The sequence below is a fragment of the Wohlfahrtiimonas larvae genome, assembly GCF_002006755.1.
GTDB lineage: Bacteria > Pseudomonadota > Gammaproteobacteria > Cardiobacteriales > Wohlfahrtiimonadaceae > Wohlfahrtiimonas > Wohlfahrtiimonas larvae.
On record NZ_MVDO01000140.1, the window covers coordinates 1 to 18696 of the forward strand.

Below are 18696 nucleotides of genomic sequence, written 5' to 3' on the forward strand. Positions count from 1 at the left end.
ATCAGCTTCTTTACATACATTATCCATCAAAGATAAATCTGAAGGCAAACCACCTGCAACCATTTGATCGTATTTTAAAGGTGCAACTTTTCTCTGCTTAGAACGCTGTGCAATCCAAATATATGGCTCACCATTGATCATTGTATAACCATTTAAATGTACGCCATGAGCTTGAAAACCAAAAATGGGCAAAACACCACGCTCGATTCTAAATAATTCTTCTGTACGTTCAGCATCTGCATAGATGGAAAATAATTCATCTCGCCAATTATAAATTACACCACTATCATTTAAAAATTGACTAACATCTGCCAATGCATGAGAACGAGAACTCACACTCATCTCCACAAATTCTTGTGAAAACATGCCAATACGATTCCCCAATACAAATTGAAAGATTTTTGGGAACTCATCTAATAATGAAATATATTGCTGATCAATATACCCAATTTGTTCTTCTTGAAAAGATAATGGCGTGTAACCAAAAAAATTAGGCGCTGGAAGCGCCTCAATTAAATGTCTATAAGTCATATGAACCTATTCTAGCGTTTATGGATATCTCTAATCATATCAGGTAATAAGCGTTTCAATGCTTGATTATACGCTTCCACGCCACCTTGTGCATTTAAACTATCAACAGGTTCTTTTGCTGAGTATATTTTTGAAAAAACAACTTGATTCGTTGAGCTATTTAGCAAACGCACCATTAAACTTAGCTCAACATATCCTTGATTACCATCAAAATATTGCTGCATTTTCTGAATTGTTGTATCAATTTTATATTGACTACTAATTGCCGTTGGTGCACTTAATACATCACGATAACCATGAGATGCAATCAAAGCATTAACTATTGCTACTTGAATTTGCTGCTTAGGTGGCTTAGCCCATTGGCTTTGAGTATATGATTCAATAACATTGGCTGTTCGAGAATATGTCATATCAACATCACGACCAGATGCTAATGTTTTAACATCATCCACCAAAATAGCATAAGGTTTAGTCCGCATAGTTGGTACGGCTTCACTGACAGTATCTGTTGCCAATGTATATTGTGTTTTATAAGGTGCCGATTGGCATCCCACAACCATCACAGCAACTGCTGCAAGGCTCATCAACTTTATCTTCATGTGACCTCCTTATTCTCCTGGCCCACGTTTCGGCTTAGACTTACCCATAATCAATGCATTTGGCTGATTATTGAGCTGATTAATTAATAACGACATTTGATATAAAATGCTATTCACTTCAACAAACGTAGAATTTAAATTAGGAATCTGCGTACGAATGGACTTACCAAATTTTTCCCATTCAACAGCCGTATTTCCCCATGCTTTCAAAGTCACATCAGCATTGGATAATGTAGTATTTAATCCTTCTGATGCCTGTTTAACATTCTCAGCAACATCACCAAATGAATCAATTGCAGCTAAGGCACGATCTAACTTAGGTTCTAAAGCATTCATTAATTTTGCAGCATCTTTTGTAATCACTTTAACATCTTCAGAACTTGTGACTAAATTAGCAGTCAATACATCAACATTTTCTAAAATATTACTAAAACGCGTTGCATTTTGTTCTGTAACAATTAAATCTAATTTACGAGTCACACCAGTTAATGAATTAGTAATATCGTTAAATGCTATATCTAACCGACGTGCAAGCGAAGGACCATTATTAATCTCAGGAATTGGATTATTATCTGTCGGCACAACATTAGGCGCAGATTCCGTACCACCACTTAAACTTACACCGACTAAACCTGTAATACCTCTGCTAGTTAATACAGCCTCTGTATCAGCCTTAATGGGTGTTCCTTCAATAATATCCAATGAAATAATAACATAGCGTGGATCTAGTTCGTTAAGCTGTATTGATTTTACAATACCAACATCCACACCTTTATAATCAACGGTAGAATTAACTGCCAAACCTGAAACAGACTCAGTTGTTACTACCCTATAAGGTAAATAGGTGGCTTTCTCCGCCCCTACAGTCAGCCATACAATCATTGCCAATAGTGTGATCGAAAATCCCACGACAAAAACACCGACAGCTGCAAAGCTAAATTTATTTTCCATAAGTTCCCTCTGTCGCTCGGCCTCTAGGACCTTGAAAATAGTGTTGAATTAATGGATGTGGATCTTTCACCAGCTCCCCTATTGGCTTATATGCCAAAATCTTCTTTTCACCTAAAAAAGCAACCTTATCTGTTGTTGCCCATAATGAATCTAAATCATGTGTCACCATCATAATCGTCAATGACAATGATTCTTTCAATTGATTCATTAAATCATCAAATTCCCCCGCACCAACAGGATCTAAACCTGCCGTAGGTTCATCTAAAAATAATAATTGAGGATCTAAGGCCAAAGCTCGCGCCAAAGAAGCTCTTTTAATCATCCCACCTGATAACTCACGTGGATATAAATTAGCAGCATGCGGTGGCAAACCAGATAAAATAATTTTTAATTCTGCAAGCTCCTTCATTTCTGAAGCTGACAAATTTAAATGTTCCTTCATTGGCACCATAACATTTTCTAACACCGTTAGAGAGCTAAACAACGCACCACTTTGAAATAACATTCCAAACCCTTTACGCAGTTCCATTTGCTCCTTATTGGAAATTCCCCAAACTGGCTGCCCAAACATATACACCTGCCCAGAATAAGGTCTAAGCAGCATAATAATGGCACGCAATAGCGTTGTTTTGCCAGCACCAGAACCACCAACAAGTGCTACCAATTCACCTTTTTGTACCAGCATATTAAGATCTTCATGCACTGAATGCCTGCCAAAGCGATTATACAAATGCTCGATCTCAATCGCGATATTAGATTTATCTGTCATCGTTGTCATTAGATCGGTATATTCCTTGTAATAATTGAAAAAATCGCATCACAAATGATCACTAAAAAGATCGACTGTACAACTGATATGGTTGTTTGTTGCCCAACACTATCAGCACCGCCGCTCACTCTAAACCCTTGATAACAACCAGTCAATGAGATAATAATTGCAAATAGTGGTGCCTTTGCTAAACCAACTAAAAAAGTATTCACTGTCATCACTTGCGGAATACGATCTAAAAAAGTAGCAAAAGAAACATCCAAGTACGATTGAGCCAACACCATACCACCAAATACACTGCAAATATCTGCAAATATTGTCAAAAATGGCAAAGAAATAATCAATGCAAAAGTTTTTGGGACGACTAATTGATCTAGAGGACTGATGCCAATAGTTTTTAATGCATCCACTTCCTCATTAACAACCATTGTGCCTATTTGTGCTGCTATCGCTGATCCTGTTCGGCCTGCAACAATAATGGCTGTCATCAATGGCGCTAATTCTCTTAACATTGAAATAGAAATGAGCTCTACAACAAAAATATTCGCACCATATTGAATCAATAAAGCACCACCTTGGTATGCAATAACAATTCCAATCAGAAAATTCAATAAACCAATGATAAATAATGCTTGAACACCTCCAGTTTGCACATTAGACCACATTGTGCCCCAGCGGATTTTCCAAGGATTAAGAACATTACGTGTAACTGCAAATGAAACCTCACCAATAAATTCAAAGAAGCTATAAAGTTGATCCTTAGCCTTATACGTGCGTTTTCCAACCTTAGTAAAGATATCATCCTTAACTTTTTGCTCAGGGACATCAGCCTTAAAATTTTCCATTCGATCTGAAATAAAACGAATCAAGGTTGAAAATTCTTCGCTAAATTGCGCCAGGTTCATACGCCCTTCTTGGCTCTGAATCTGTGTTGCAAGTTTACCTAGCCAAAAAGCACCACTTGTATCTAGCGATGTCAATCCATGGCCATTGATTTCCACAATTTGATTCATATCTAAATTATGAAAATCTACCTTGGCAATCGATTTCTCAATCACAGGAATATTTGCAATTGTCCAATCGCCTTGCAATATCAGTTGATTTTTATCTTGTGTTAACATCATAGTCATCACTCTCAATCACGTGTGTTGTTAACTCTTCTGGCGCTTTAATCGCTGGTAATTTCGCTGTTAATCCACCAGAAGCCTGAATAATCAATGTTCCCACATCCAAAAACTGACTCAAAAGACCTTTTTTAATATGAAAAGCATCTATATGCATGCGAGGAAACTCCACTATTTGTGGCTTAAATAAACCTGTTCGAATCATCACACGCTGATTAGTTACTACTAATTGTGTTGTTATGAAAGTAAGCGTAGCACGAATTAAACGGTACAATGCATAAAAAATAATTATCTGGCTTAACCATTTTCGCGGATGTAATCTTGTTTGACTCAAAAATTCATAAATAACATTTGGCATATTATTTTTAATCAAGATAGATAGCTGATAAATATAAGATTGTATCTGGTAAGAAATCGTATTTGCCACAGTTTTAGGCTCATCAATCATCAACAAAGAATACAAAGAAAATGATCCTTTAGAAACAGCCTTTAACCATAAGTAAAAACCAAATAACAATATCATGATAGGCACAACAAAAATCCACCAGTGGGTGTATTGTTGTAGTACAACTTCCTCATTATTTGCCAAGCCATCATCTTTTCTAATGAATAACATGTGTCGTCCAATATAATTATTTATGGGTTAAATTGTCGCCAACGCGCAGGATTCTGCTACGCCCCAGAAACACTCCAAATACCTAAGCGGGATATTCTAGCTTTTTTCTCTGCATTTATATAGACTTCATCATGATTATAATGATGATATACAGAGACAACTCCTTGTTTCACCATTTCCAAACCAATATCTAAATCGTTCAGGTACAGCTTTCCAACCATGCGCTGATAACGATCTTGCTCTATAATTTGAACTTTAATTAATCTATTTTTACCTATCAGGTTTTTCAGCATTTTAGTTGCATGATTCCCCCACTCTCCTTGCTTTCTTTCGGGTGCATCTATACCCCAAAGGCGAATCATACGTAATGTTTTTTTAATGTTACCTGTCACATTTGGACATTGAAGCAAAAGCGTATCACCATCTATAATTTTGATAACATCACACATCAATTCAATTGGATAATATGAAAAACTAGATTGATCATAACGACTTTGAGGCGTTTTATACAATGTTGCGATACAAAATAAACCTATGCACAAACCAATCACAACGACGCTATTGAGCCAACGAGAAGATTGACAAGCTTTTTTGACCCACCAAGCAAAATATTTTTGAAATCGTTCCCTAAACGAGATAATTAAATCCCCATAAAACTACATGCAAACAGATCAATGCCATAATACCTGCAAAGACGTCATCAATCATAATACCAAAGCCACCTTTAACTTTACGATCAATAGTTTTAATCGGCCATGGCTTAATAACATCAAAGATTCTAAATAAAATAAATCCCAATAAGATATTTACCCATGACAATGGCACAAGAAACATTGTGATAAAAAAGCCAACAAATTCATCAATCACTATACCGCCATGATCATGCACACCGAGTTCTTGGCTAGCCTTTTCGCTCACATACCAACCCAATAAAAAGGTCGCAATAACGACAATAATGTAAGGAATCGGTGAAAGAAAACTTAATAGCATCCAAACAGGAATGGACGCAACCGTCCCAAAAGTTCCGGGCGCAACTGGCGCACAACCTGAACCAAAACCTGATGCAAAAAACTGCATGGGTGTTTTAATGGTAATTTTCACATTATGATCATGTTTATCTTTCATCATTTTATATAGTGCTCACGATAGAATTTTAATTCACCAATAGATTCACGAATATCATCCAAAGCTTGATGAGTATTTTGCTTAGCGTATGCTTCGCCTTCAGGGTACCAACGCTTAATCATCTCTTTAAATGAACTCACATCCACATTGCGATAGTGTAAATAATTATCCACCAATGGCATATACTTTTTTAAGAAACGTCGATCTGTGCCAATACTGTTACCACACAATGGTGAACTTTTTTCAATAATCCATTGAGATAAAAACTCAAAAGTCATCTGCTCTGCTTTTGCTAAATCAATCTGGCTCGTTTTAATGCGATCAATTAAACCTGACTGCCCATGAGTATTTTGATTCCAATCATCCATTAAATCTAAAACAGACTGAGGTTGATGGATAGCGATCACAGGGCCCTCTGCAATAATATTTAAATCACTATCTGTCACGATGGAAGCAATCTCAATAATATGATCACAAGTTTCATCCAATCCTGTCATTTCTAAATCGATCCAAAACAAATAACGATCACTTGCTTGCATTGCTAAATCACCTTAAAAAAATAAAGGGACATTCTATCACGATGTCCCTTTATTTGTATTTCACTGATTTTAATTACTATTTAGGAATGACCCCACAAGCCATCCTTGCACCGCCACCACCTAATGGTACTGGATCATCGGAAAAATTATCACCATGAACGTGAACCATAATTGCACGATCTTTAATATCAGCTACCGATTTAATACGAGGTGCTAAAACAGCAGTTGTTGCAGTACCATCTGCCACAACATGTAATGGTGGTAAATCGCCTAAATGCCCATCACCCCATGGCGCTCCATGCTTTTTAGTATCAGCAGGATCAAAATGCCCACCTGCTGCTAAAGCAGGACCTTTTGTACCATCAGGCGCAGTATTATCACAACTGGGGTTAGCATGCACATGAAAACCATGCACACCTGGTGTTAAATTGGTTAAATTAGGAGTTAACACAACACCATATTCTGTATCTTGTAATTCAACCGTCCCAATTTTTTCTGCAATACCATCATTCGTAACAATATTCATATCAACCGTCACAACTTCAGCAAATGCAGAAGATACAAACAATGCAGACAAAGACAATGCTAAAACAATTTTTTTCATACTAACCATCCTCTTATTATTTTTTATTGAGAAATAATTTTGTACAACACAATTACAGTAGCATTAAATCATCATAGAAACGAATTTATACATTATGTTTTTTCAAAATATCCATCACTTCATCTGATGAATTTACGATATAAACCCAATCAAAAGTATCTGCACTGATCAATTTTTTATCCATCAATGATGTTTTAAACCAAGTAAATAACTGTGCCCAGAAATCATGATCAAATAAAATTACTGGTGAACGTTTTAACTTACCCGTTTGAATTAATGTTAACACTTCAAATAGTTCATCCAACGTACCAAAACCACCGGGCATACAGATAAATGCAGATGAGTAATTAAAAAAAGTAAGCTTCCTTGGAATAAACTGAGAAAATTTCAAAGATTTTGTTTGATACGGATTCGGATGTTGCTCTCGTGGCAAAACAATATTTAAGCCAACTGATTCAGCCCTGCCTTGTATAGCACCTTGATTCGCAGCAGCCATAATGCCTGGCCCACCACCTGAAATAATTACAAAGCCTGATTCTGCAATTTTTTGTGCGACTTCCACTGTTGCTTGATAATAGTAATCATCCTCTGGAATTCTTGCTGAACCAAAAATTGTTACCGCTGTTCCTAAATCATGTAATGTTTCTTCTGCCTGCTTTAATTCATGATCAATTTGATTCACATCCCACAACATATCATCCTCTTTTGCTTTTAAATATCATCATTCATTGTTAAGTGGGGAATTATAACAGAAGCATTTTTATTAATGTTATAATCAGCTTTTTTGGATTGGATTGATCGTCATGCAATTTCAAGATTTACGAGAATTTATCGATTATTTAGAAAAAAATGGTAAATTACAAAAAATTTCCCATGAGATTGATACCAATCTTGAAATGACAGAGTTTTCAGATCATGTTTTAAGACAACAAGGCCCTGCCCTTTTATTTGAAAACCCTAAAAATCATTCTATTCCTGTTTTGACCAATCTTTTTGGCACACCTGAACGCGTCGCACTGGCAATTGGCGAAACTGATCCTGCAAAATTACGCGAAATTGGTGAACTCTTAGCATTCTTAAAAGAACCCAATCCGCCTGAAAGTTTGCGTTCCATGATCAAACAATTCCCAATCTTCAAAAAAGTATTGGCGATGAAATCTAAAGTCACATCATCACCTGCTTGCCGCGATGTTGTGATTGAAAAAGATGATGTAGATTTAAGCAAATTACCAATTCAAAAATGTTGGCCTTTAGATGCAGCCCCTTTGATCACTTGGGGATTAACCATCACAAAAGGCCCACATAAAAAACGCCAAAACATTGGCATTTACCGCCAGCAAGTGATTGGCAAAAATCGCATCATTATGCGTTGGTTGGCCCATCGTGGTGGTGCTTTAGATTTTCGTGAATTCCAATTAAAAAATCCTGGCAAACCTTTTCCTGTTGCCGTTGCATTAGGCGCTGATCCTGCAACGATTATTGCAGCAGTGACCCCTATCCCTGATACATTATCTGAATATGCTTTCGCAGGTTTATTGCGCGGTAAAAAAACGCACGTTGCAAAATCATTAATCTCTGATGAATTAACAGTGCCAGCATATGCTGAAATCATACTAGAAGGTCACATTTATCCTGATGATATGGCACCTGAAGGGCCTTATGGTGATCACACTGGTTACTACAATGAAGTAGATACCTTCCCTGTGATGACAGTTGAGCGCATTACACACCGCCAAAATCCTATTTATCATTCAACCTATACAGGTCGCCCGCCAGATGAACCTGCAATGCTTGGTGTTGCTTTGAATGAAGTATTTGTACCGATCATTAAAAAGCAATTCCCTGAAATTGTTGATTTCTATTTACCACCTGAAGGTTGCTCTTATCGCATGGCTGTTGTTTCCATGAAAAAACAATATCCTGGTCATGCAAAACGCTTAATGTTAGGCGTTTGGTCCTTCCTCCGCCAATTCATGTACACAAAATTCGTAATCATTGTGGATGAAGATGTCAATTGTCGCGATTGGAATGATGTCATTTGGGCAATCACAACTAGAATGGATCCATCTCGTGATACTGTGATGATTGATAATACGCCAATTGACTATCTAGATTTCGCATCCCCTGTTTCTGGCTTAGGCTCAAAAATGGGCATGGACGCCACTAACAAGTGGCCGGGTGAAACCGATCGTGAATGGGGCATTCCCATTGAGATGGATAAAGAAGTTATTGATAAAATGACAAAAATATTAAAAGAATATGGCTATGATAGATAACCCTTCTTATTATTCATATACCCAAACAACCCTCATCTAAAATGCAGGTCTTTCTATGACAAAACTATTAAAAATATTACCTTTAACTTTACTATTGACAGCGTGCGCATCAACATTTGGCGATCAAGCACAAAATGCCATTACGTATCAAGAAGCACTTCAATCGCCTTCTGCTGCATTGGGTAAAACTATCATCGTTGGTGGCCCTATCATTTCCTATAACCAAACAGCAAATGGCACTCAAATTGAGATCGCTAACGCACCTCTCAATGATCAAGATGCACCATCTATTCGCGGCAATATGAGTGAACGTGTGATCATCAATATCGCTGATCATATTCCTGCTGAGCAATTACAAAATGTACGCATCTCTGCAATCGGCTCAATTACTGACATGGCTGAAATGACACGCTATGGTAATACTAAAATTATTATGATTACCGCAACACAACATAGAATTTGGAGAACAACTAAACCAATGTTTGATCCCAATAATAAAGAACGTTATGGCTACACATATAAGGTTGAATAAAACTTTATGAAAATATTACAAATTCTTCCTGCCATGAACCAAGGTGGCGTGGAATATTATGTTTTAGAAAATTCTCAGTACATTGCCCAATATGCTGAAAACTTTGTCATTTCCGCAGGTGGTCGATTAGTGCCAGAACTTATCCAAAATGACTCACAACACTATGAATTACCAATTGAGAAGAAAAATCTCCGATCACTCATGCAGATCAGAAAACTCAGAAAACTCATTGAAAATATTCATCCAGATATCATTCATGTGCACTCACGCTTACAAGCATGGCTTATCACTTTTGCGTTGAAAAAGCTTTCTTATCGCCCCACAGTTATCACAACCGTACATGGTTTTAACTCTATTAACCGTTATAGCCAGCAAATGCTCCACGCTGATCAAGTGATTGCTGTTTCAGAATCTTTAAAAAAATATCTATCACAAGCTTATCCACAAGAACCTGTGGATAATGTATTAGTCATTTCTCAAGGCATTGATTCAAATAAATTCAATGCAAATGCCCCTATCAATAATTCCATTCGCCAACAAATGATTGAACTAGGTGTCAATTTTGAGTACGATCAAATCATTCTTCTACCTGGAAGAATCACGCGCATTAAAGGCATCTCACTACTGATTGATTTAATGAAACAACTCAAAGATGAGAATCATAGCAATATCAAAGCAGTGATTGTTGGTGGATACGACAAACGCAATGAAGAATTTTATCAATCTATGCAAAATCGCATTACTGAATTACAATTAGAAAAACAAATCTTATGGTTGGGCACTTGCGATGATATGGCTTCAATTTATCGTTTAGCAGATTTAACATTATCTATCACATCTAAACCAGAATCTTATGGCCGAACAGTTATCGAATCACTCGCCTGCAAAACACCTGTAGTGGGTTTTAATTATGGTGGTGTAGGTGAAAACTTACAACGGTTTTATCCTGAAGGTAAAATTACACCCAATAATTTATCTGAATTACATGATGCTGTTTTACGCGAACTCTCTATTCCAAAAGAAGAAAAACAGATCCATCCAATCAGTGATACCATTGAGCAAAGTCAAGCAAAACTCAAATCACTTTATGAGTCATTCAAATGATATTGCTCTTTTAGATGTAGAAGTGCTTAAAATTTGCTAATATATCCCACTTTTATGAATTCATTATTTCTATTATTTAACCACCCATGACAGTAATAGCTATCGGCATTAATCACAAAGCAGCTTCCGTTGAAATTCGTGAGCAAGCTTCCGTATTGCCTGAAAAAGTCCCAGCATTCTTACAAGCCCTCAAAGATAATGAGTGGACGAATGGTGCTGTCATTCTTTCAACGTGCAACAGAACAGAATTTTATTTAGATGGCTTAAATATTTCCCTAGAAGAGTTTTTTGCTTTATGGGAGGCTCACGCTAGAATTTCTATTGATAATATTCAAAAATATCATTATTGTTATAGAAATAATGAGGCTATCTCCCATTTGCTCCGTGTTACAGCAGGTTTAGACTCACTAATTTTAGGTGAGCCCCAAATTATGGGTCAACTGCGTACAGCATTCGACTTATCGCATCAAACCAAAGCTTTATGTAAAACCTTACATCGTTTATTCCAGTTAGCCTTCCAAACAGCTAAACGGATCCGTACAGAAACAAATATTGGTGCCTACACTATTTCAGTTGCTTATACCTCTGTACAACTGGCCAAACAAATTTTTGATATTTCTGAGCAAAACGCTTTACTAGTTGGCGCAGGTGAAACTATAGAACTTGTCGCGGAACATCTCATTGAAGCCAATGTTAAATCTATTGCAATTGCCAATAGAACACAAAGCCGCGCCCATGAGATGGGCAGCAGATTAGCTATTCCAGCATCCATACATGAACTCAATGAATTACCAGAATTATTAAAAAATGCTGATATTGTCATCTCTTCAACAGGCGCACCATTTTCTTTAATCTCAAAAGAAATGGCTAGCAATGCATTAAAAGCTCGTCGAAACAAACCCATTTTGATGGTGGACATCGCTGTCCCGAGAGATATTGATGCAAATGTTAATGAGCTTGATGATATTTATCATTATAGCATCGATGATTTAAATAATATTGTCGAAAAAAATTATCAATCTAGAGAAGCCGCTGCCAAAGAGGCTGAGGCTTATGTTCAGCAAAGCGTTTCTGAATGGGAAGATTGGTTGCAACTTGCTGACCTCTCTGTACATCTACAAACCATCTTCCATTTTGTTGATGAGCAAAAAAATACAACCCTACGTAAAGCACGACAATTAGTTAATCATCAAGATCAACATGAAATTGATGCTGTTATTGATCAAGTGGTTTCACAAATGGGTAATCGAATTCTCCATCCATTAATCTCCCTTCTCAAAGAACTTGAACAGGAAGGAAATTCTGACATGGTTAATAGAATTCTCGCTCAATACACACCTGAGAAGAAACGCACATCTCATTAAGTTAAGTTTAATCATCTAAATAGGTAATATCATGTCAAATCCCGACAATAAGGCTCAACAAATCTTAGCCAATTCTGAAGAAATTATTTCTGCCAAAGCGGTCGAAACTGCATTGGATGAAATGGCTGTAGTCATCAAGCATGACTTATCAGATTTAGATCCTGTCGTTTTAGTGGTTATGAATGGCGCGTTAATTCCTGGCGGCCTTCTCCTTTCTCGTTTAAATTTTCCATTTAGAATTGGTTATTTACACGCAACTCGCTATCGTGGTGAAACTACAGGTGGTGATCTGCATTGGGTTGCCCAACCAAGCATTCCTGTAGAAGGGCGACCTGTATTATTAGTGGATGATATTTTTGATGAAGGCACTACACTAGAAGCTATCACTAAAGCTTTAGTGGATATGGGCGCAACAAAAGTTTATACCGCGACATTATTTAATAAAGTACATGATCGCAAACCTAAAGATTTTAAGGTAGATTATATTGGATTAGATGTGCCTGATCGTTATGTATTCGGCTGTGGTATGGATTGTAATGAATATTGGCGAAATCTTGGTAGCATCTGGGCTTTAAATGAATCGTAAATCATCTCAAGAGGTGTAAAATGAAGAAACATGTTGCAAAATGGATGTATTGGACACTAATAACGCTGGTTTCTCTAATAACGATAAGCCATGCTCAACTAAAAATACAAGTCACAAAAGCTGCTAATAATGCTGTTCCTATTGCACTATTTTCAGCAGATCCACAAGGTAATTATGTTGAGCAAGTGGTTGGCGCAGACCTTGCTCGCTCTGGCCGTTTTATTGCTTTGCCTGCAAAAAACTCACCAGAACCCGCAGCAGGCCCTGCAACTATCAACAGTGATGTCTGGACACAACGAGGCATCCAATATGCGGTATTCTTAACGGTTCGTGGCAATCAAATCTCCGTTGACTTAATGAATACTTTCTCCAAAACATCCATGTTACAACGTGTTTATACTGTCAATGGTGGCAATGAACGTCAATGGCGTAAAACAGCACACCAAATTGCTGACTCAATTTATGAAAAAGTTTTAGGTGTGACAGGATCCTTTGATACAAAAGTTGCTTATGTCGCCAAAAGTGGACGCCAATATCAACTCATTATCTCTGATGCTGACGGTGCATATCCAAGCACCATTTTTAATTCAGCAGAACCAATTTTATCACCATCATGGTCACCAAATGGTCAACAAATTGCCTACTCTTCCTTAGAAGGCAAAAAAAGTAAAATTGTTGTTCAAGACATTTACTCAGGCAAACGCCATGTCGTCTTAAATTTACCAGGCATTAATGGCGCACCATCATGGTCACCAGATGGTACACATCTTGTTTTTACACTATCTAAAGATGGTAATCCTGAAATTTATACATCAGATATCTATGGTAAGAATTTAACTCGCCTCACTAATCATCCGGGCATTGATACAGAACCTGTTTGGGGTAAGGACAACATGATCTACTTCACATCAGATCGTTCTGGCAATCCTCAAATCTACCGCATTAGCGCAAACGGTGGTACACCTGTTAAAGTTTCAACATCAGGCAATTACAATGCAAGCCCTTCTATATCTAATGATGGTCGTTACCTAGCTGTTATGAATCGAGGTAGCGGCAATGGCTTTGGAATTGCAATCATTGATCTTCAAACAGGTTCAACCAAACGTTTAACTAATGGTGGTAGAGATGAAGCGCCAAGCTTTTCAAGTAATGGTCACATGATTATTTATGCGAATGGTAATGGTGGTTTAAATGCCGTATCTAATGATGGCAATGTCACACAACGATTCTCAAGCAATGCTTCAGATGTTCGTGAGCCTGCTTGGTCGAACTAACAATATCAACGTACTGATTAATTTCAAAATTGGGAGAAATTATGAAAAAACGCAGTTTCAAACTTCTTAGCATTGTTTGTCTCTCTGCACTCGTTGCAGCCTGTTCTTCCACGTCTGGATCAGGCGCTGGTGGTTCTGATGCTTATGGCAACGGCGCTGGCTATAATGGAGAGCAAGCAAGCACTTATTATGACTCAATGTATGGTAAGCGCGGCACACAGGATCGCATCATCTATTTTGACTTTGACTCTGATCGCTTGCGCCAAGAATCATATGCTGTTGTCAGCGCGCATGCAAAAGAACTTCGCAACAACCCATCTCGTGGCGTTATCTTAGAAGGCCATACGGATGACCGAGGTTCACGCGAATATAATATTGGCTTAGGCGAAAGACGTGCTAAATCAGTCTCTAGCCTAATGACATCAGAAGGTGTTAATCCTAACCAAATCCGTGTTGTCAGCTATGGAAAAGAGCGTCCTGCTGTAGGTGGCTCAGATGAAGGCTCTCGTGCGCAAAATCGCCGAGTAGAAATCATCTACTAATCCAGCTTATTAAGCTAAAACTCGCTATATCTTAAGTGCACAAAAAGAAACTTTCTGTGCACTTTTGCTATCTATGGCATAATTATCTCTTTTTTATGTCAAAAAGATCATGAAAACCACTAGCTTACAGCTATATAAAAGACTTCTTTCTTATACGAGCCAACGACGAGGCATTCTTATCTTTGCCCTTGTTGCTATCGCCCTATCAGGTGTTTTTGAAGCAGGCTTATTCGCCTTATTAAAACCAATTTTAGATAAGGGTTTTTTTGATAAAGATCCTAGTTTTATCCAAATGATGCCATTTATCTTAATTGGCGTATTTCTAGTCAAAAGTATTTTTGCCTTTTTAGGTAATGTTGGTATGCAATTTGTTGCACAAAAAGTCATTCAAACACTGCGTCAACAAATGTTTGATCGCTTAATCACTTTACCCATTGCTGAATATGACAAAAATAGCTCTGGCTCATTATTATCAAAACTAACCTTTGATGTTAATCAGCTATTGACCATCAGTTCATTTGCATTAGTGACGCTTATTAAAGATTCTGCTGCAATTCTTGGCTTATTATTTGTGATGTTCTATAACAGCTGGAAAATCAGCCTTGTAATGTTTTTAATCGCACCATTCATAGCAATCATTCTACGCATTGTGTCTAAACGCTTACGCAAGCTCTCTCATAAAGCTCAAGAAGATATGGGTCATTTAAATCACATCACAGAGGAAACTATTCGTGGCAACAAAGAAATTAAGCTCTTCAATGCCTATGACTTTGTGAAGGAACGTTTTCATAAAACCAACAACCAGTTACAACGTGTTAATGTTAAAATCATGGTTGCATCTGAAGTGGCTAGCCCTTTAGTTCAGCTTATGATCGTATTCTGTGTTGCAGGTGTCATTAGCTACGCCTCACATCAAGTTAGCGATGATGGATTAACACCTGGTGCATTTTTAGCAACACTAGCAGCTATGGTCGGCTTACTCAATCCTATTAAACGTTTAACTCGTTTAAATGAATCATTACAACGTGGTTTAGCAGGCGCTGAAAGCGTCTTTCAACTCATCGATGCCCCTATTGAGCGAGATACCGCAACACATCATAATCCTGAAAGATTACCATTAAACATTCAAGGAAATATCCATTTTGATCAGGTCAGCTTTCAATATGATAAAGACTTACCTAATATCTTTAATCAATTATCTATCCATATTAATTCGCAAGAGACCATTGCTCTTGTAGGTGCTTCAGGCAGTGGAAAAAGCACGTTTGCAAATTTACTCGCGGGCTTTTATTCTCCAACAGAAGGCAAAGTTTTTATTGATGATTATAATCTTGCTGATTTATCGCTGAGAGATTATCGCCACCATATTAGTTATGTCAGTCAACACGTTGTTTTATTCGCAGATACGATTGCTAACAATATTGCCTTAGGCGACCCTAATCCTGATTGGGATCGTATTGTTGCAGCTGCAAAAAATGCTAATGCATGGCAATTCATTGAAAATATGTCTGAAGGATTAAATACTCAGGTAGGAGAAAATGGTAGCAAGCTTTCAGGCGGCCAAAGACAACGCATTGCAATTGCGCGGGCTCTATACAAAAAAGCTCCCATCTTAATCTTAGATGAAGCCACAAGTAGCCTTGATACAAAGAGCGAATTTAATATTCAAGAAAGCATTAAAATCCTGAGCAAAAATACAACTATGATCATTATTGCCCATCGATTAAGTACGATTGAGCAAGCAGATCGGATCATTGTTTTTGATGCTGGCCAAATTGTTGAAATGGGTACTCATCAAGAGTTGTTGGAAAAAAACAACATTTATGCCAGTCTTTATCGTTTAGGAGAAGAAAATCAAAAATAAGTGTAATAAACTGAAATATAATGAATTTTACTTAAATCTGTAAATTCCATAACTAGCTCAGCGGTGGATTTTGTATGATTCAGGATAATATATTTTCATTTTTGACACAAAAATGTATGTTTTTTACTAGAAATGCGGTATCATTCTGCCATCAGTTGTGTTATTCTTGCGCTGAATATATTTACACTTATAAAAATTAGTGTTCATTTTTTATTTAGTTTAGGTCCTTATTTGGAGGTTACATATGAAAAAGCAATTAACTACTTTAGTGATTGCTGGGCTTGTTGCTTCAACATCAGCAATGGCTCAACTTGAAGGTTTAGTTGACAGACAAGGTGATTTCGTAAGAGATCGTCAAGGCGAATGTGTATTGGTATTAGATGGTACTTCTGGTTGCGGTACTCGTAACGTATCTTTCAGTGCTGATGCTTTCTTTGATTTCGATAAATCAGTATTAAAAGCAGCTGGTAAAGAAAAATTAAATGAATTAGCTGTTGAAATCAAAAATGCTGGCGGTAAAGTTAAATCAATTAACTTAGCTGGTTACACTGATGGTATTGGTACTCAACAATATAACTTAGGTTTATCTGAGCGTCGCGCTAAAGCTGTAGAAGCTTACTTGGTTGCTAACGGTGTAAACCCAGCAATCATCACTACAGAAGGTTTTGGTAAAGAAAACCCTATCGCTACTAATGACACAGCTGAAGGCCGTGCTCAAAACCGTCGCGTAGATGTAACTATCAAAGGTATCGCTAACAAGTAATTCATTACTTGATAAGTCGTTATAAACACCTAATTTCTTAGGTGTTTTTTATTGCCTAAAATTTAATGAAATATGATGGTGAGATAAAATAATCCATCGGCACATCATGCGACTGACGAGCCAACACCTCATTAACTAATTGAAAATCCCAACCTACACCGACCAATACTGAATCTTGGCAAGATTCTAAATAACGATCATAATAACCCTTACCCATACCAATCCTAGTCCCGGTATAATCAATTGCTGTCAATGGTACAATAAAAGCTTCAGGCACAAAATTCACCACTTCTGTTGTGGGCTCTAAAATATTATACTGCCCTTTTTGCCATAAATTCGGGTCCTCATATTCCACAAAGATAAGCTCATCATTCCTATTAATTTTAGGCAAGGCGATAGCGTCATGCTGAATATGATTAGCCACACAATTTACAGAAACCTCATTTTGAATGGCTGAATATATCGCAATAGAAGAAAATTGTTGAGTAAACACGACTAATTTTCTATCCAACAAAGGTTGATAATAATTAATATATTCTGAGGTAAGTGCCTTGCGCTCAGCAAGCATTTGGCGACGAATGTGAGATTGCATTGTCATAAGATATAGAGTGGACTCCGAAGTACCGTTAGGTATACTTTACCCTTGAACCGAATGGTTCAAATGGATATAAGTTTAAGCACCTTAGGCTTCCGAGATAATTCGGCATGCTCACCGGTACCTAGTAATATATCTTACGATATACTTAGGATCAAGGGGACTTAAGCATATTAAACACGAATACTTCAGAAATCCACCCATATTCAGAGTATAACATTTTTTCATATAAAGCTAATAGTCTTGATAAATTTTTATGCTTTACTCAAAACTAGCGCCGTAACACTGCTAGCACCTGCATTCTTTAGTGCTTGTGATGCCAACTGCAATGTTTTACCCGTTGTTAAAACATCATCTACAAGCAAAATACGCCCACTAATAGGCGCACATTCAAAAGCATTTTGTAAATTCATTGCTCGTGCCTGCCGAGACAAATTACTCTGCGGAATTGAAAATGCACATTTAGACAATTTGTCATAAAGGATTGGTTTATTAATATCGGGCTGCAAAACATTAACAATTTCCAACATGTGATTAAAACCTCTTCCTGCTAATCGTACACGATCCACAGGCATTGGAATAATATAATCCACATTTGTTAGTACTGCATGCTGTTCTGATAATATAGGCTGCATTAAAGCCTTAATTACTCTTACCATATGCACCTTATGATTAAACTTTAAATGAATAATTGCATCACGCATAGCATCTCGATAATGGTATCCAAAGATATAATAATCAACATAATCTGCATGACCGCCTACCTCACAAATATCACAATGCTGCCCGCTTAATAACGTTCCGCAGCAATAATGACAATAGCCACCGCAACGCTCTACTTGACTGAAACAATCATGACATAGCACTCCATGATCAATAGGTTGATGACAAATAAAACATTCTGTTGGATACAATGCTTGAAAGAGATATTTGAGCAT

The 18696-nt window shown here is 37.2% G+C and carries 22 protein-coding genes and 1 other RNA gene; 9 read left to right on the plus strand and 14 right to left on the minus strand.

Annotated elements, in window-relative coordinates; genetic code table 11:
- The 11 genes from BZK14_RS08025 to BZK14_RS08075 form a co-directional block, all read right to left on the minus strand.
- The coding region (locus tag BZK14_RS08025) for a DUF4743 domain-containing protein (RefSeq protein ID WP_143691412.1) at positions 1–531 on the minus strand (531 nt) is incomplete at its 3' end.
- An 11-nt stretch (positions 532–542) separates the two neighbouring features.
- A complete protein-coding gene (locus BZK14_RS08030) occupies positions 543–1130 on the minus strand; it encodes an ABC-type transport auxiliary lipoprotein family protein (RefSeq protein WP_077925998.1) in 588 nt (195 codons plus the stop codon).
- A 9-nt stretch (positions 1131–1139) separates the two neighbouring features.
- Complete coding sequence (locus BZK14_RS08035) at positions 1140–2081, minus strand: MlaD family protein (protein WP_077925999.1); 942 nt, start codon at positions 2079–2081, stop codon at positions 1140–1142.
- Entirely contained in the window at positions 2071–2859 is a 789-nt protein-coding gene (locus tag BZK14_RS08040; RefSeq protein ID WP_077926000.1) for an ABC transporter ATP-binding protein, read from the minus strand. Before BZK14_RS08040 ends, BZK14_RS08035 begins: the two co-directional genes overlap by 11 nt.
- Positions 2859–3974, minus strand: a complete 1116-nt coding sequence (locus BZK14_RS08045) for an ABC transporter permease (protein WP_077926030.1) — start codon at positions 3972–3974, stop codon at positions 2859–2861. Before BZK14_RS08045 ends, BZK14_RS08040 begins: the two co-directional genes overlap by 1 nt.
- Positions 3955–4590, minus strand: a complete 636-nt coding sequence (locus BZK14_RS08050; protein WP_077926001.1) for a PH domain-containing protein — start codon at positions 4588–4590, stop codon at positions 3955–3957. The genes BZK14_RS08045 and BZK14_RS08050 overlap by 20 nt, the downstream gene beginning before the upstream one ends.
- A 56-nt stretch (positions 4591–4646) precedes the next feature.
- Positions 4647–5141 (minus strand): thermonuclease family protein, encoded by a 495-nt coding sequence (locus BZK14_RS08055; protein WP_077926002.1) that lies wholly within the window; start codon positions 5139–5141, stop codon positions 4647–4649.
- Positions 5142–5217: 76 nt separating this feature from the next.
- Positions 5218–5718, minus strand: coding sequence for a phosphatidylglycerophosphatase A family protein (locus tag BZK14_RS08060; RefSeq protein WP_281249112.1), 501 nt, complete (start codon positions 5716–5718; stop codon positions 5218–5220).
- Complete coding sequence (orn, locus tag BZK14_RS08065) at positions 5715–6254, minus strand: oligoribonuclease (RefSeq protein WP_077926003.1); 540 nt, start codon at positions 6252–6254, stop codon at positions 5715–5717. The genes BZK14_RS08060 and orn overlap by 4 nt, the downstream gene beginning before the upstream one ends.
- A gap of 76 nt (positions 6255–6330) precedes the next feature.
- Entirely contained in the window at positions 6331–6858 is a 528-nt protein-coding gene (gene sodC / locus BZK14_RS08070) for a superoxide dismutase family protein (RefSeq protein WP_077926004.1), read from the minus strand.
- 85 nt (positions 6859–6943) lie between these two features.
- Entirely contained in the window at positions 6944–7552 is a 609-nt protein-coding gene (locus BZK14_RS08075) for an LOG family protein (protein WP_077926005.1), read from the minus strand.
- A 109-nt stretch (positions 7553–7661) separates the two neighbouring features.
- Between BZK14_RS08075 and ubiD the strand changes: the two genes are divergently transcribed.
- The 9 genes from ubiD (at position 7662) to BZK14_RS08120 (ending at position 17163) form a co-directional block, all read left to right on the plus strand.
- Positions 7662–9134: a 4-hydroxy-3-polyprenylbenzoate decarboxylase gene (gene ubiD / locus BZK14_RS08080; protein ID WP_077926006.1), complete on the plus strand. Its 1473-nt coding sequence runs from the start codon at positions 7662–7664 to the stop codon at positions 9132–9134.
- 55 nt (positions 9135–9189) lie between these two features.
- Positions 9190–9666, plus strand: a complete 477-nt coding sequence (locus BZK14_RS08085) for a Slp family lipoprotein (protein WP_077926007.1) — start codon at positions 9190–9192, stop codon at positions 9664–9666.
- A gap of 6 nt (positions 9667–9672) precedes the next feature.
- Entirely contained in the window at positions 9673–10770 is a 1098-nt protein-coding gene (locus tag BZK14_RS08090; RefSeq protein WP_077926008.1) for a glycosyltransferase, read from the plus strand.
- Between the two features lie 86 nt (positions 10771–10856).
- Positions 10857–12134, plus strand: coding sequence for a glutamyl-tRNA reductase (gene hemA, locus BZK14_RS08095; RefSeq protein ID WP_077926009.1), 1278 nt, complete (start codon positions 10857–10859; stop codon positions 12132–12134).
- Between the two features lie 31 nt (positions 12135–12165).
- The gene (locus BZK14_RS08100; protein WP_077926010.1) at positions 12166–12720 is read left to right on the plus strand and encodes a hypoxanthine-guanine phosphoribosyltransferase; all 555 of its coding nucleotides are present in this window, start codon (positions 12166–12168) and stop codon (positions 12718–12720) included.
- A gap of 20 nt (positions 12721–12740) precedes the next feature.
- The gene (tolB, locus tag BZK14_RS08105) at positions 12741–13994 is read left to right on the plus strand and encodes a Tol-Pal system beta propeller repeat protein TolB (protein WP_077926011.1); all 1254 of its coding nucleotides are present in this window, start codon (positions 12741–12743) and stop codon (positions 13992–13994) included.
- Between the two features lie 41 nt (positions 13995–14035).
- On the plus strand, positions 14036–14536 hold the full coding sequence (gene pal / locus BZK14_RS08110) for a peptidoglycan-associated lipoprotein Pal (protein ID WP_077926012.1): 501 nt from the start codon (positions 14036–14038) through the stop codon (positions 14534–14536).
- A gap of 109 nt (positions 14537–14645) precedes the next feature.
- Positions 14646–16400 carry a lipid A export permease/ATP-binding protein MsbA gene (msbA, locus tag BZK14_RS08115; RefSeq protein ID WP_077926013.1) on the plus strand — a complete coding sequence of 585 codons (1755 nt, stop codon included), beginning with the start codon at positions 14646–14648 and terminating at the stop codon, positions 16398–16400.
- A 244-nt stretch (positions 16401–16644) separates the two neighbouring features.
- On the plus strand, positions 16645–17163 hold the full coding sequence (locus BZK14_RS08120) for an OmpA family protein (protein ID WP_077926014.1): 519 nt from the start codon (positions 16645–16647) through the stop codon (positions 17161–17163).
- Between the two features lie 55 nt (positions 17164–17218).
- Here the strand turns inward: BZK14_RS08120 and BZK14_RS08125 are convergent, their stop codons facing one another.
- From BZK14_RS08125 to BZK14_RS08135, 3 genes are all read right to left on the minus strand, one after another.
- A complete protein-coding gene (locus BZK14_RS08125; protein WP_077926015.1) occupies positions 17219–17761 on the minus strand; it encodes a 5-formyltetrahydrofolate cyclo-ligase in 543 nt (180 codons plus the stop codon).
- 10 nt (positions 17762–17771) lie between these two features.
- A non-coding RNA gene (gene ssrS / locus BZK14_RS08130) (6S RNA) lies at positions 17772–17956 on the minus strand.
- A gap of 56 nt (positions 17957–18012) precedes the next feature.
- The gene (locus BZK14_RS08135) at positions 18013–18696 is read right to left on the minus strand and encodes a ComF family protein (protein WP_077926016.1); all 684 of its coding nucleotides are present in this window, start codon (positions 18694–18696) and stop codon (positions 18013–18015) included.